Raw genomic sequence first — 14,318 nt, 5'->3', positions numbered from 1 at the left:
GTTGGATAGTAAAGTAGGGAGTAAAGCGACATGAAAGAAATTGAATTAAAATTAAAAGGTGAAATAAATCGACTAACAAATAAAACATTTAAATTTGATGAACGTGTTGGAGAAGGCTGGTTCTCTGCCGTTTACTTTTTAAAAACTAGAGAAATCATTGAAGAATTTCGCCCGAAAAGTGTTGTAACAATGCAGTTTTTCCAAAAAGAACATTCAGTTCTTTGCGGAGCAGATGAGGTAATCGCATTGCTACAAACATTCGCCAAAAATCCTGAGAAATTAGAAATTCATTCTTTAAAGGATGGCGATAATATTAGTCCGTTTGAAACAGTTTTAACAATTCATGGTCCTTATGAATACTTCGGCTTTTTAGAAGGTGTAATTGATGGGATTTTAGCTCGTCGTACATCAGTTGCGACAAACGTATATAACGTTGTCCAAGCTGCACGTAGTGTAGATAAAGAAAAACCGGTTATTTTCATGGGAGATCGTGACGATCATTATACTCAACAAGCTGGTGACGGCTATGCGGCATACATCGGAGGTATGAGCGCACAAGCAACGCATGCAATGAATGAATGGTGGGGCAGAAGTGGTATGGGGACGATGCCTCACGCTTTAATTCAAATGTTTAATGGCGATGTTGTTGAAGCAGCAAAGGCATATCATAAAAAATTCCCAGAAGATGAATTAGTCGTACTAATTGATTATAACAATGATGTCATTACAGATGCACTTCGCGTAGCGCGTGAATTTGGATCAACATTAAAAGGTGTACGTGTCGATACGTCTCGTACAATGATTGATCAATACTTCATTCGTCACCCAGAAGTACTTGGAACATTCGATCCACGTGGTGTAAATCCATCACTTGTATTTGCACTTCGTAAGGCTCTTGATGAGGAAGGGTTCCAACACGTAGATATCGTTGTAACTGGTGGGTTTGATGAGAAGCGTATTCGTGAATTTGAAGCTCAAAATGTTCCTGTCGATATATACGGAGTAGGAAGTAGCTTATTAAAAATGAATATTGGTTTTACTGGTGATAACGTAGAATTAAATGGAAAACCAGAAGCAAAAGCTGGTCGTAAATACCGTCCAAATTCACGTCTAGAGCGTGTTCAATTAGAAACAAAAGAAGATATGTAAAAGCGAGAAAAACTGATAGGTGATTGACCCTATCAGTTTTTCTGTTATCATAGTATAGCAGCTTGTTTTTTGCTATAATAAATGTGTTATGGACATAAAAGAAGTACGTACGAGTTTATCACTGATAAGTGAATATAAAAAGAAATTCACTGCATCAGAAATGTATGATGATTACCAAAATAAGAAAAGATTCATATACTGTCTTATAGATAGGCCGTTGTATTAGTTCGAAATGTTGGAGGTTCTTTAAGATGACAGTTTACCATTTTGTAGGAATTAAAGGAACAGGAATGAGTTCATTAGCACAAATTCTTCATGACATGAAGCATACTGTTCAAGGGTCTGATTATGAAAAGCGTTTCTTTACACAAATAGCATTGGAAAAGCGTGGTATTTCCATCCTTCCTTTTGATAAAAATAATATTAAAGAAGGACAAGTGATTATCGCGGGAAACGCATTTCCTGATACGCATGAAGAAATCGTAGCAGCAAAAGAATTAAATATCCCAGTACATCGTTATCATCACTTCTTAGGTGACCTTATGAATCAGTACACAAGTGTTGCAGTAACTGGTGCACATGGAAAAACATCAACTACAGGTTTGTTAGCCCATGTAATGCAAGGCGCACACCCAACATCTTACCTTATTGGAGATGGAACTGGGCATGGGGTAGAAAATAGTAAGTATTTTGTATTTGAAGCTTGTGAGTATCGTCGTCATTTCTTGTCTTACTATCCAGACTATGCAATTATGACAAATATTGATTTCGATCATCCAGATTATTTTTCAGACATCAATGATGTATTTAATGCATTCCAAGAGATGGCATTGCAAGTGAAAAAAGGTATTATTGCATGTGGTGATGATGAAGAACTTCAAAAAATTCAAGCGAAAGTACCTGTTATTTTCTATGGATTTGGAGAAGATAATGATTTCCAAGCACGTAACATTCAAAAGAGAACTGATGGTACTATATTCGATGTATTCGTTCGTAATACGTATTATGACACGTTCAAAATTACAGGATACGGCGATCACAGCGTATTAAATGCATTAGCAGTTATCGCGCTTTGCCATTACGAAGACGTTGATGTAGAAGCGGTTAAACATCAACTAACGACATTTGAAGGTGTTAAACGTCGCTTTAATGAAAAACCGATGGGAGAGCAAGTTATCATTGATGACTATGCACACCATCCGACAGAAATTAATGCAACGATTGAAGCAGCTCGTCAAAAACATCCAGAGCGTGAAGTTGTCGCTGTATTCCAGCCACATACATTCTCACGTACAGAGAAATTTTTAGATGAGTTCGCAGAAAGCCTAAGTAAAGCTGACCAAGTATACTTATGTGATATTTTCGGATCAGCACGTGAAAACAAAGGTGAATTAACAATTGAAGATCTGCAAAAGCGTATTGACGGTGCAGAGCTAATTACAGATACAACAACAGAGGTATTAAAGAAACATAAAAACGGCGTTCTTATTTTCATGGGCGCAGGTGACATCCAAAAATTCGAAGCAGCTTACGTAAAAGAAGTTCAAGTTGCAGAGAAGTAAGAAGAAAGACGCATAGCTATGGCTGTGCGTCTTTTTGTTGTGTTCGATATATTTTAAAAGGCGTTGATATGTTGATATTGCTTATTCTTTTTGTATTGTCGTTTTAATAAAACGATATACAGTGAACTAAAAAATACATATCCGATTAAATAATAGAATGAAAACATATCGAACTGTTTTGTTATCATAATTCGAATGGCGAAAAAAGTAAATGGAAGAGCGATTAACAACCTTGAGCTAACAAAAATCATTGTTTTAAAGTATTTTAATAGATCTGTGTTCCAATGATTTTCTCTAAAGATAAACCAAATGTTGCTTGCAATAAAGGCTAGTAAGAATGGCAAATTAGCTGAAATATTTATAAACCCAAGTGCGATAGGCACTGATAAAGCACCAAGCGGACCGATAGATAGACCGGAATAATATTTAATAAACGTATTTGTAGATTGCTGTGCATCTTGAATAACGTCTGTATATTCTGCTGCAATTTCCTTTGCTAATTCTTTTGGAGGCAGAAATTCTTCAATAACTTGTTGAGGGATCATTGCTGATGATATCCCATCACTTTCTTTACTTAATGCATTTTCGTATAAATCGGATTTGATTTCTAGCACATGTTGTTCTCTTGTTGATGTAGGCAAGTTCATTAAACCTTTGTGAAGATCCTGTAAGAAAGAAGCGATGAGTTCATTTGAAAAGAATTGTTCCTTGTTCATTTTTTATCCTCTCCTTTAGCTAGTAACATTAGAGCGTGATAAACTGCGTCATAATCATTTAAGCGATTATGCAAAATTTCTCTCCCTTCATCTGTAATCCGATAATATTTTCTTTTTGGTCCATCACCGGACTCTTCCCAATAGGAAACAGCCCAATTGTTTTTTGTAATTCGATTTAAGATAGGATAAATCGAACCGTTTGGAATATGAAATACAGGGATTTCTTGTAGTGCACTTGTGATTTCATATCCATACATAGGTTGTTTGCTTATTAAAGACAAAATAGCCAGATCAAAAACACCTTTACGTAATTGAATTATAAAATTATCATTTTTTTCCATACTTTAACTATATATGATTCATATCTAGATATCAATCATATATAGTGGTTGTTATATTTCTTTCTTTTACAGAAGAAGTAAATATAACACCCGCACAATGTGTAGGAATGATACTAGGTATTACGGGAGTACTATACTATTCTGGTTTTATTAAGATAAGATCGAAAAAAAGTGTGAATAATTAACATTTTTTACTTTAAAATGTTAGAATAATAAGAAAAAAGGGGGCTGAAAAACCATGTTCACACTCCGAGTAGATGACGAAATCGAATTACAACTATTAGAAAAACATCATAAAGAGGAACTATATGAATTAATAGATCAGAATCGTAACCATTTAAGAAAGTGGCTTCCGTGGGTAGATGGGACGAAATCTGCTGATGCGTATAATGAGATTTTTCCGATGTGGTTAAGGAAATTTGCAGAGGGAGACGGTTTTGAAAGTGGTATCCGCTACAAAGGAAAGCTCGTTGGGATGGTAGGTATTCATCCGGTGAGCTGGGGTAAGAAAGCTACGAGTCTTGGATATTATCTTGCAGAAGATGCTGGCGGAAAAGGTATTATGACGCGAAGTGTGAAGAGTGTGCTTCATTATGCATTTGAAAATTTAAAGTTGAATAAAATTGAAATTCGTTGCGGTGTTGAAAATGCGAAAAGCCGTGCAATCCCAGAACGTTTAGGGTTTAAGTTAGATGGAATTTTACGAGATGAAGAATGGGTGTATGATCATTTTCAGGATATTGCTGTTTATAGTTTACTAGCTTCAGAATGGAAGGATATTCGATGAACGAGAAGATTTGTATTATTCCATATGAAAGTCAGTTTCAAGATGAAGTAGTAGATCTCATTGTTCATATTCAGCAAAAAGAATACAATGTCCCAATTACAAAAGAAGAGCAGCCTGACTTACTTGAAATAGAAACGTTCTATCAAAGGGAAAACGGAAACTTTTGGATAGCAACTTATGATGGTAAAGTAGTTGGAACGGTAGCTTTATTAGATATTGGGAAGCATCAAGTAGCGCTAAGAAAAATGTTCGTGAAGAAAGAGTTCCGCGGAAAAGAATGGGGCGCATCACATATGCTGCTTCAAAAAGCGATTTCGTGGGCTGATGATAAAAAGTTGAAAGATATTTATTTAGGAACAACAGTAAAATTTTTAGCGGCGCATCGCTTTTATGAGAAGAATGGTTTCCAAAGTGTGAGTATAGAAGAGTTGCCAAAAAGTTTTCCGGTGCTAGAGGTAGATAAGAAATTTTATAGATATATTATTTGAAAAGATCATTCATAAATGATCTTTTTTTATAAACTAAAATGGAAATTATGGTATAATTTGGATTATGGGGGTATGGGTATGAACTTTCCGATTCAAAGAAGTAAGTTAGGAATAATTTTCGTTAGTATAACGTTAGCTTTTATGGTCGTATATCCAATAGTTTTATTTTTTACAAGAAAAGGGGATTGGGCTTCAGCTCTAATTGGGATGGGATTATGTTTTATTGTAAATGTCCCTCTCGTTTGGGAAATGTTCATTAAAAAACATAAAGTGGAAAATGGTATTTTAAAATACGGAATTTTAAATGACGACGTTGTATTAAAAGATATAAGAGTTGTTCGTCAAGTTGGAAAATCATTTGAGATTACAACGAATGCGTATAAAGTACATATGATTGCGATGCCGCAAGATCCGGATGGATTTTTGGCGCTTATCGCGAAAGAAAATCCATATGTGAAAATAGAAATGGTAGGTAAGAAATGAAATATGTAAAACTTTTATCCCGCATTAACGGGCAGTAAGACTCCCACCTCAAAATTCGGCTGGAGCAAAGAAGTTAGGTGGGAGATAAACTGCCCGTAAACGCCCGATTGGTTCAACTAATAATCAGTGGGGGATGAACAAAACCCCCCACTAATTAAAGTTTCACTTTATTTTGTTTGGAAATTTTGTTGGTGCTGGCTATTTGCACTAGAGTATATATGAAATGGGAGCTGCCTTTATATGTCCCAATATTAATAGGTACTATCGCAGTGACGCTTTTATTTTATTTTCATTTTCAGCAAACAAAAAGTGAGAAAAATAGCTCTATATAGTGCAGGGGGATTAGACATGAAAAAAATCTGTATGTTGTTTTTGTTTTTGCTAACCACATCTATTCTTTTAATAGGATGTAGTGCGAAGAAAGAGAAGTCTGATGTTAGCTTAGAAAAGGCACAAAAAATTGAAATAGAATCGCTTATTGATTCGAGCGATAAAAAAACAATTACCGATAAGAAAGAAATCACAAAGTTGTTTGAATCAATCAAGATGGATGAGTGGGAAATGGAAGCGGCTCCTTTAGATACTCCGCAAGGGAAAACGTTTAAAATGTATCAAGAGGATACACCGAAATTATTGGATTCGAGTAAAGATAAAAAAGAGTTACATGAAATTGGTACTATGACAGTATATAAAGATGTCCCTTATGTTGAGGTTGAATTGAAAATTAGTAAAATAAAAAATAAAAATAGTTTTAAAGTACCAGAAGATGTAGCTGAAAAATTATTAGAGTATTAATGAAAAAGCGCTCGGGATTCTATCCGAGCGCTTTTCATATTATTTTAAGTTCTCTGGGTTTAAAGCTTCTAGTTCAGTTACAACGAATCGTCCGTCTTTACGGATTAATACGTCGTCGAAGTAAATCTCACCGCCGCCGTATTCAGGGCGCTGAATGCATACTAAATCCCAGTGGATGTTAGAGTTGTTGCCATTCCATGCATCGTCATAAGCTTGTCCAGGTGTGAAGTGGAAGCTGCCATCGATTTTTTCATCGAATAGAATGTCTCCCATTGGATGTAAGATGTATGGGTTTACGCCGATTGCGAACTCACCAACGTAGCGTGCGCCTTCGTCTGTATCGAAGATTTTGTTAATGCGCTCTGAATCGTTTGCAGTTGCGTCAACGATTTGGCCATTCTCAAATTTAAGTTGTACATTTTCAAATGTATAGCCGTTGTAAGGTGATGGTGTGTTATAAGAAACTGTACCGTTAACAGAATCGCGAACTGGTGCAGAGTATACTTCACCATCTGGAATGTTTAAATGACCTGAGCATTTAATAGCTGGAATGTCTTTAATAGAGAATGATAAGTCAGTTCCAGGGCCAGTTAAGCGAACCTTATCTGTTTTATTCATTAATGTAACAAGGCTATCCATTGCCTTATCCATTTTACCGTAATCTAAGTTACATACTTCGAAGTAGAAGTCTTCGAAAGCTTCTGTGCTCATTTTAGCAAGCTGCGCCATAGAAGCATTTGGGTAGCGAAGAACAACCCAGCGTGTTTTCGGAACACGGATGTCTCTATGAACCTTTTTACCAACTGTTTGGCCGTGAACTTTCATGCGTTCACTTGGAACGTCGGCTTGTTCGTTAATGTTATCGCCAGAGCGAAGGCCAATGTAAGCATCCATATCTTTCATTACGCTCGCTTCATATGCAGCGATTTGTTCGAAATGTTCTTCAGTAGCACCCATTAATAAAGAGCGATCTACTTGATGATCTTTTAAAGAAACGAATGGGAAACCACCAGCTGCATATGCTTCTTTTACAAGTGCTGTTACAAGTTCTTTTTGTAAGCCAAAGTTTTCAATTAATACTTTCTCACCTTTTTGTAATCGGATAGAGTAGTTAATTAAATTGTATGCTAACTTTTCAATACGTGGATCTTTCATATGTAAAGCCTCCCTACTAATTATGTATCCTTACCTATTGTAACCTACTTAGTGGAATTTGTTGAATGATTTATGTTAAAGTTAACGAATAAGTATGAAAATTCTAATGAAAAGATAGGGATTAGAACGAAACGGAAAATGATTGTATAATAAGAGAAAGTATGAAAAAGATAAAGGAAGTGATGAAATGCAAGTTCTTTTATACGTAAGTGCGGCTATTATTGCAGTTGCTTTCGCTGTATTAGTAGTGTATGTATGCAGAACGTTGTTATCGGTTCAGAAGACGTTAGAAAATGTTGCAAGTACGTTAGAAGGTTTAGAAAAGCAAATGCAAGGAATAAGCGTAGAGACGGAGCAATTATTACATAAGACAAATGCGTTAGCTGATGATATTCAACAGAAGTCACAGTCGCTAAATAAAGTAGTAGAAGGTGTAGATGGAATCGGAACGACGATTCACTCTTTAAATACGAAGCTTCGCAATGTTTCAGAGTCTGTTACAGATGAAATTGAAAATAATGCAGATAAAGTAGCACAAGTTGTGCAGTGGAGCAGCGCAGCAATTGAAGTATACAATCATTACCGTGCTACGAGACAAGAGAAAAAGATTGAAAAAGAAGAGCGTAAACTTGAGAAAGCTGAGCAGAAGGCTGAAAAGAGAGAGAAGCGCTCTAGACTTCGCATGAGAGGTGAGTAATGATGAGTATGATGAAGATTGAAACAATTGAAGAACTTGAAGCGTTAGTAGAAAAGAACGAGCCTTACGTTCTTTTTAAACATAGTACGACATGCCCAATTAGTCACGGTGCATATACAGAGTTTCAAGCATATTGCGGTGAAGAAAGAGAAGTGCCAGCATATTACTTATACGTACAAGATGCGAGAGATGTTTCGAACCATGTTGCAGAGCAGTACAGCATTAAGCATGAATCTCCGCAAGTGCTATACATAAAAGATGGAATGGTAGTATGGCATACATCGCATTGGAATATTAAAAAAGAAGCTTTAGAAGAGAATGTAAAATAGGGGGAGGCAAGCGAAGGGCTTGCTTCTTTTTTATTTTGTTGCCATATATTTAATGGTACACTAGAGATACATTAAAACTAAGTAAATTGACTTTTGAAAGTGGGTTTTAAGCAATGAAGAAAATGGCGTTATGCATCGCAAGCTTAAGTTTATTACTGGGGGCTTGCAGCAATAATACTATTGAGAAGAAAGATGAAGTTGTACAGAAAGATACGAAAGAAAAAAGTATGATTCCAAGAACTGCTGTTTCTAAGGATTACTATAGAACTGTTATTCCTTTAAAAGAACAAAAGGTAATTAATACAGTTAATGTTAAGACTAATTCTAAACTAGATTTAGCAGAATATGAAAATGGTTTAATGGATATTGCTTCAAAACAATTCGATACAGAAAATTACGTATTACAATTAAATCAATATATTCCAGAGAAAACAATTGATGAATTAGTTACGAAACAAGAAGTACCAGTTTTAACTAATATTATAGAACAGGACTACTTCGGCAAACAGAATTCAAATGAACTAAGCTTATCTGGTGTTGTTATTGGTTTATCTATGTCTTCAAGTGTATCTAATGAGGAAGCTATTTCTAAAGGTACTGAAGTTGCTAAGGGGCTTGTAGAAGCTATTAATAAAAATGATAAATATAACAAATCACCAATTACGTTTGCTATATTCAAGCAAGAAAGTACAAGTTCTTTAAAGAATGGTACTTATATTGCAAGCGCTACTGTTCAAAAGAACGAGACTAACCTTGGAAATTGGGATACTATTGATGAAAAATCGTATTCGTATCCTTCTCAAGAATTTGGGGGAGCACAAGGAGAAGATAAGAAAAAGTTAGATGATTTTTCGGAAGCAATAAAGAAATTCTCTCCAGGAGATTATATCCCTGTTAATGCTAAGATTTCTTATAAGCAAAATAAGATGGATAAATTAAAGATGGATATTGTCGTTAAATATAACGGTAAGTCAGAATTAATGGCACTCTCTCAAATGGCTGCTCAAAGTATGTTAGAACAATTTCCTAAAGATGCTAAAGTTCAATTACAGATAAAGTCCGAGAATAAAATCGAGGTTGTTATTATAAAAGAGAAGAACAGCGATAAACCGTTTGTTTCTTTCCTATAAAATAAAAAAGACAGTTTTTAAGCTGTCTTTTTTATTTTATAAATTTTCCGCAGTTCAATGAGTTTATGAAAGAATTAAAAGCATTCGGAAGTAAATTATAAAAAGATTTCTTAGTCTATGTAGCCCTTGTTACATAATTTTTTACAAAAATTGACCTTTTTTGCATAAAAAATACGAAAATACGAGAAAAGAAGCGAATTTTTTCGAAACTTTTGCGGGAAAATATTGTATGACCCTGCGTTTTTATCGTATCATTAGTAAAAGGAAGAACTCGGGACGATTGTTGGCATCTGCAAATAGAGTTGATGTCTTTTTTTCATTCAAGTGAACCGATACATAAAAATAGATAACATAAATAGAAGGAGTGTGCGAAGAGATGAACATAACAATCTATGATGTAGCGCGCGAAGCAAACGTTTCAATGGCTACCGTATCACGTGTTGTGAACGGTAACCCAAATGTAAAGCCTACAACAAGAAAGAAAGTATTAGAAGCAATTGATCTTTTAGGATACCGCCCAAATGCGGTAGCACGTGGACTAGCAAGTAAGAAGACAACTACAGTGGGTGTTATTATTCCTGATATCTCAAATACGTTTTATGCAGAACTTGCTCGTGGAATTGAAGATATCGCAACAATGTACAAATATAACATCATTTTAAGTAACTCTGACCAAAACAAAGAGAAAGAGTTCCACTTATTAAATACGATGCTTGGGAAACAAGTGGACGGGATTGTTTTCATGGGTGAAGATATTACAGATATTCACGTTGAAGAGTTCAAAAAATCTCCAGTACCAATCGTATTAGCAGCGTCATTTGATGAGCAAAATGAAACGTCATCAGTAAATATTGATTATACACAAGCCGCTTACGATGCAATGAAGCACTTTGTTGAGCAAGGACATAAACGTATCGGTTTCGTCTCTGGTCCTTTCATTGATAAAGCAGGAAGCGCGAAGAAGTTACAAGGTTATAAAAAAGCTTTAGAAGAAGCAGGTATTTCATATGATGAAAATCTTATAATTGATGGAGATTACACATATGATTCAGGTATAGAAGCGTTTGAAAGACTTTGGAGTATGGATGAAAAGCCAACAGCAATCTTCGTATCTTCTGATGAAATGGCACTAGGTGTAATCCACGCAGCACAAGACGCGGGATTAAACGTACCAACTGATATCGAAGTGCTTGGTTTTGACAACACACGTCTTGCATTAATGGTGCGTCCACAGCTTTCAACAGTTGTACAACCAATGTATGATATCGGTGCAGTAGCAATGCGTCTACTAACGAAATACATGAACAAAGAAAAAGTAGAAGATCACTCAGTTATCTTACCTCACCGTATCCAATTTAGAGATTCAACGAAGTAAGAATAAGGGAGCTCACAGCGATAGCTGTGAGCTCTTATTAGTATTCAGGATAGTATTGTTTAACTACTGTATCGACAGTTTCATTTTTCTTAACATGTAAAAATCTTGCGTACAATTCTGTTCCTGTCTCAAATGACGTATCATTTAATTCAAATACATGTAACACTTTTCGAAACTGCCATGTTACTTGCACATCGTACATATTATCGTACGTATCTTCAGACTGTAGAGCTATCTTTTCACCTAGCTCGTGAGCTTCCTCTAAAGTGTTCGCCTTAACGAGAATGATACTTTCTTCAAAAAGTGTATCGTGATTCTCTTCATAATGTTCATCAATTTTACTAGGATTAGGTTCACCTGAATGAACAGATTCAAATAATAATTTTACAGCGTACATATGAGATCAATCTCCTTATGCTGAATGTTTTACTTTATAAACAATACTCGCGATAAGTGAAGCCGGTATTGTAAATACGTTGCTTTGATAATGGTAATGTATTTGGGATTCTGCATAAGACATTCGCTACAGTTGGGGTTATTCCTTGTTATATGTCACACAAGTGCAAATTTAACTATTATAGGGCAATGTCATGTATAATAGAAAGAAAAGACTTGTGAGGGGGGAGAAGAGATGATCGTTCTTTGGATAATTACGCTTTGCATGACTGCTATTTTTGCATATATGACGTTAAAACAAAATGGCTTAAAGCGATTTGTTCCAGGAAGTATTCTTGCAGGAATCGCCCTTATCACGTATGTAGTTTCAATTTTTACTGAAAATATTTCGATAGATTTAAGTACGAGTTTAATGTTTATCGGTATTACACTATTTGCAGGTAGCATTATGGTACTTATGGTTGCAGGTATTATTGCATTTATTCATATGAATTCAGAAACGTTATAGCATATAAAAAAAGGCATGCCCCAAGAGGGGCATGCCTTTTATCCGTGCAATTATGCTCTATCTTTAGAAGAGTTTTGATGTTTTAGTAAGTCGCGAATTTCGCCAAGAATTTCTTCTTCTTTTGTTGGTTCTGGAATTTCTTCTGTCTTTTCTTCTTCTTCTTCTCTTTTAGATGTTAGTTTGTTGAAAACTTTAACAAACATAAAGATAGCAGCTGCAATAATTAAGAAATCAAAAATAGTTTGGATGAAGTTACCGTACATAATAGATGATTTACCGAATGTAACTTTTAAATCTGTAAAGTTAACGCCGCCCAGTACCATACCAAGTAATGGTGTAATGATGTCTTTTACTAAAGAACTAACGATTTTACCGAATGCAGCACCGATTACAACCCCGACAGCTAAATCAATTACATTCCCTTTGAACGCGAATTTTTTAAACTCGTTCCACATGTGTTAATCCCATCCTTTCCACGATTCATTATGAAATTTATAATTCCTATCAACATATTCTATAGAAATTTGTGATAGAAATAAAGAGGAAATGGGAATGAAAGTAAATTCTGAAAAATGTATCCGTTTTAATTTTTACTTACAGCTTGCAGTAGAGATTGGAGCAATTGCTGTGTTTTTAACCCTTCTAATCCATCTGTAATCGGTTTCGTATCACCTTGTACACATTGGATAAAATGGTGAACCGCATCTTCAAACCCACGCTGTTTTAACGTCGTTTCCCATGATGGTGAACCGCTTTGTGAAACTGAATTTTCTTGCTCAACTTCAAATGTGTTCATATTTTTTACGCGAATGATTTTACCTGTCGTTACAAGTTCAATTTGTTCTAAATTTGTACCAGCATGGCGATGCATCGCCGTAGAAAGTAATAGTCCATTTGCAGTTGTATATGTATGATGTCCGTAAAGAAGTTCGTTCTTTTCATTGATTTGCATCATATTGTGAACGATGTTAAGGTCATCGTTAGCTAACCAGCGAGCAGTATCTACAATATGTAAGTAATCATCTAGCATAGTAAAGTCATACGTATATGGCCCCACCTTATTTGTGCGGTGCTTTTCAATTCGAATCCATGAAGTATCATTAGCTTGCTCTTTGGCAGTAACGTACATAGGAACGAAACGGCGATTAAATCCTACCATTAACTTTCGATTATACTTTTCACTCATTTCAACTAGTTTTTCTGCTTGCTCAGTAGTAGCAGCTAGCGGCTTATCAACATAAACATCGATTCCTTTTTTCAAAAGTTCAGAAACGATTTCATAATGTGTAGCAGTTGAACTATGAACGAAGATTGCATCACATTCAGAAGCTAGTGTGTCCATAGAATGAAAGTCTTGAATACGATATTGTTGGCAAATTTGTTTTCTTTTCTCGGGGTTAGGTGTAAAGGCCCCTACAAAATTCCAATCTGTTTCTTTTGTAAGTGTTGGGAGATAGGCTTTTTGTGCAATATTTCCAAGACCAATCATTCCAATTCGAGGTTTGTTCATGTTATTCCCACCCTATTAATAGTATTTATTTGACGAATTAAATGTAGCATAGGGTGGGAGAGGAAGGCAAAAATTAGCTTTTTACTTACGTCCTTCTAACAGAATATTCTCTATCTCTTCAAAGTTATGAGAACGGGCGTGTTGCAATGGGGTAACACCATCATTGTCGGGAATATTTACATCAGCACCATATTCAATAAGAAGTTGAATGACTTGTTGCTGTGCTTCATCTCCATTATTTAGTACGATGGCTTCCATTAAAGCTGTCCATCCGAGGTTATTTATATGGTTTACATCGATATTTGTTCGAGTAAGGAGTTCTTTTATAACATCAATATAGCCATGTTCTGACGCGGGAATAAGAGCTGTTCCACCGTAACGATTCGTAAGTGCTGGATCCGCACCAGCATCAATCGTTAGTTTTAAAATGTCCAAGTAACCTTCTGCACCGGCGTATAGAAATGGATTGTTTTTCATATCATCTTGGATATTTACGTCAGCACCAGCGTCGATAAGAGCTTTGGCGGTTTTTACATCATTTTTGTATGTAGCAATCATAAGAGAAGTACGTCCTTTATTGTCCGTTATATTTATGTCAGCCCCTTTTTTGAGTAATGATATAACAGTATTAGTTTCTTGTTTCTCAGTAGCTGTTAGTAGTGCTGTCTCCATGTTTGTCATCTCCTTTTTAACTTCTTGTTCTTGTGAGCATCCTTGTAAAAAAATTACGCAACACATCATGCTTAATGTTTTTTTGAACATGGAATTTCAACCTCCTTTTGTAAGCAATTCGGTATCCTAATTTAAACTGTAAAATAGGAACATTAAATTTTTATAAACTGGTGCTAAAATTACTATAAAATCGCTTGAGTATTTGAACATATATTTTTATGCTTA

General features: G+C 35.4%; 18 protein-coding genes and 1 pseudogene. 11 read left to right on the top strand and 8 right to left on the bottom strand.

Translation table 11 applies throughout. From position 1 onward, the window contains the following. Positions 1-30: 30 nt before the first annotated feature. Both NSQ47_RS16850 and murC read left to right on the top strand, forming a co-directional pair. The gene (locus NSQ47_RS16850) at positions 31-1,149 is read left to right on the top strand and encodes a nicotinate phosphoribosyltransferase (protein ID WP_131232656.1); all 1,119 of its coding nucleotides are present in this window, start codon (positions 31-33) and stop codon (positions 1,147-1,149) included. Positions 1,150-1,400: 251 nt separating this feature from the next. Continuing rightward, positions 1,401-2,711 carry a UDP-N-acetylmuramate--L-alanine ligase gene (murC, locus tag NSQ47_RS16845; protein ID WP_002112319.1) on the top strand — a complete coding sequence of 437 codons (1,311 nt, stop codon included), beginning with the start codon at positions 1,401-1,403 and terminating at the stop codon, positions 2,709-2,711. A gap of 53 nt (positions 2,712-2,764) precedes the next feature. Here murC and NSQ47_RS16840 read toward each other — a convergent pair whose 3' ends face one another. Both NSQ47_RS16840 and NSQ47_RS16835 read right to left on the bottom strand, forming a co-directional pair. Beyond that, positions 2,765-3,427 (bottom strand): HAAS signaling domain-containing protein, encoded by a 663-nt coding sequence (locus tag NSQ47_RS16840; protein ID WP_341037440.1) that lies wholly within the window; start codon positions 3,425-3,427, stop codon positions 2,765-2,767. Beyond that, the gene (locus tag NSQ47_RS16835; RefSeq protein ID WP_078175094.1) at positions 3,424-3,768 is read right to left on the bottom strand and encodes a PadR family transcriptional regulator; all 345 of its coding nucleotides are present in this window, start codon (positions 3,766-3,768) and stop codon (positions 3,424-3,426) included. The genes NSQ47_RS16840 and NSQ47_RS16835 overlap by 4 nt, the downstream gene beginning before the upstream one ends. A 238-nt stretch (positions 3,769-4,006) precedes the next feature. Between NSQ47_RS16835 and NSQ47_RS16830 the strand changes: the two genes are divergently transcribed. The 4 genes from NSQ47_RS16830 to NSQ47_RS16815 all read left to right on the top strand — a co-directional run bounded on the left by NSQ47_RS16830 (position 4,007) and on the right by NSQ47_RS16815 (position 6,321). Further along, positions 4,007-4,555, top strand: coding sequence for a GNAT family N-acetyltransferase (locus NSQ47_RS16830; RefSeq protein WP_341037439.1), 549 nt, complete (start codon positions 4,007-4,009; stop codon positions 4,553-4,555). Continuing rightward, entirely contained in the window at positions 4,552-5,043 is a 492-nt protein-coding gene (locus tag NSQ47_RS16825) for a GNAT family N-acetyltransferase (protein WP_341037438.1), read from the top strand. Before NSQ47_RS16830 ends, NSQ47_RS16825 begins: the two co-directional genes overlap by 4 nt. Positions 5,044-5,121: 78 nt before the next feature. Beyond that, positions 5,122-5,526, top strand: coding sequence for a PH domain-containing protein (locus NSQ47_RS16820; protein WP_341037437.1), 405 nt, complete (start codon positions 5,122-5,124; stop codon positions 5,524-5,526). 348 nt (positions 5,527-5,874) lie between these two features. Further along, the gene (locus NSQ47_RS16815) at positions 5,875-6,321 is read left to right on the top strand and encodes a hypothetical protein (RefSeq protein WP_341037436.1); all 447 of its coding nucleotides are present in this window, start codon (positions 5,875-5,877) and stop codon (positions 6,319-6,321) included. 39 nt (positions 6,322-6,360) lie between these two features. Here NSQ47_RS16815 and NSQ47_RS16810 read toward each other — a convergent pair whose 3' ends face one another. Continuing rightward, positions 6,361-7,476 (bottom strand): aminopeptidase, encoded by a 1,116-nt coding sequence (locus tag NSQ47_RS16810; RefSeq protein ID WP_341037435.1) that lies wholly within the window; start codon positions 7,474-7,476, stop codon positions 6,361-6,363. Positions 7,477-7,663: 187 nt separating this feature from the next. On the opposite strand from NSQ47_RS16810, the gene NSQ47_RS16805 reads away from it, so the two are divergent. From NSQ47_RS16805 to ccpA, 4 genes are all read left to right on the top strand, one after another. After that, positions 7,664-8,173, top strand: coding sequence for a DUF948 domain-containing protein (locus NSQ47_RS16805; RefSeq protein WP_001197724.1), 510 nt, complete (start codon positions 7,664-7,666; stop codon positions 8,171-8,173). A 2-nt stretch (positions 8,174-8,175) separates the two neighbouring features. Beyond that, on the top strand, positions 8,176-8,502 hold the full coding sequence (ytxJ, locus tag NSQ47_RS16800; RefSeq protein ID WP_002145356.1) for a bacillithiol system redox-active protein YtxJ: 327 nt from the start codon (positions 8,176-8,178) through the stop codon (positions 8,500-8,502). A 113-nt stretch (positions 8,503-8,615) separates the two neighbouring features. Then, on the top strand, positions 8,616-9,632 hold the full coding sequence (locus NSQ47_RS16795) for a CamS family sex pheromone protein (protein ID WP_088079495.1): 1,017 nt from the start codon (positions 8,616-8,618) through the stop codon (positions 9,630-9,632). Positions 9,633-10,008: 376 nt separating this feature from the next. Next, positions 10,009-11,007 carry a catabolite control protein A gene (ccpA, locus tag NSQ47_RS16790; protein WP_002160207.1) on the top strand — a complete coding sequence of 333 codons (999 nt, stop codon included), beginning with the start codon at positions 10,009-10,011 and terminating at the stop codon, positions 11,005-11,007. Positions 11,008-11,044: 37 nt separating this feature from the next. Here the strand turns inward: ccpA and NSQ47_RS16785 are convergent, their stop codons facing one another. Next, positions 11,045-11,404, bottom strand: a complete 360-nt coding sequence (locus tag NSQ47_RS16785; protein ID WP_098988711.1) for a DUF4288 domain-containing protein — start codon at positions 11,402-11,404, stop codon at positions 11,045-11,047. A gap of 15 nt (positions 11,405-11,419) precedes the next feature. Then, positions 11,420-11,527 (bottom strand): annotated as a pseudogene (locus NSQ47_RS16780) (DUF3949 domain-containing protein); the annotation flags it as partial. A 111-nt stretch (positions 11,528-11,638) separates the two neighbouring features. On the opposite strand from NSQ47_RS16780, the gene NSQ47_RS16775 reads away from it, so the two are divergent. Beyond that, a complete protein-coding gene (locus tag NSQ47_RS16775) occupies positions 11,639-11,911 on the top strand; it encodes a DUF3917 domain-containing protein (protein WP_341037434.1) in 273 nt (90 codons plus the stop codon). Positions 11,912-11,961: 50 nt separating this feature from the next. Here the strand turns inward: NSQ47_RS16775 and mscL are convergent, their stop codons facing one another. From mscL to NSQ47_RS16760, 3 genes are all read right to left on the bottom strand, one after another. Next, entirely contained in the window at positions 11,962-12,366 is a 405-nt protein-coding gene (mscL, locus tag NSQ47_RS16770) for a large-conductance mechanosensitive channel protein MscL (RefSeq protein WP_341037433.1), read from the bottom strand. A gap of 128 nt (positions 12,367-12,494) precedes the next feature. Beyond that, entirely contained in the window at positions 12,495-13,421 is a 927-nt protein-coding gene (locus NSQ47_RS16765) for a Gfo/Idh/MocA family protein (RefSeq protein ID WP_341037431.1), read from the bottom strand. Positions 13,422-13,502: 81 nt separating this feature from the next. Then, entirely contained in the window at positions 13,503-14,183 is a 681-nt protein-coding gene (locus NSQ47_RS16760) for an ankyrin repeat domain-containing protein (protein ID WP_341037429.1), read from the bottom strand. Positions 14,184-14,318: the final 135 nt, after the last annotated feature.

The sequence above is a fragment of the Bacillus sp. FSL R10-2780 genome, assembly GCF_038006125.1.
GTDB classification, from domain to species: Bacteria; Bacillota; Bacilli; order Bacillales; family Bacillaceae_G; genus Bacillus_A; species Bacillus_A cereus_U.
The sequence above is the reverse complement of the archived record's forward strand: the minus strand, read 5'-3'. Positions and strand labels throughout refer to the sequence as shown.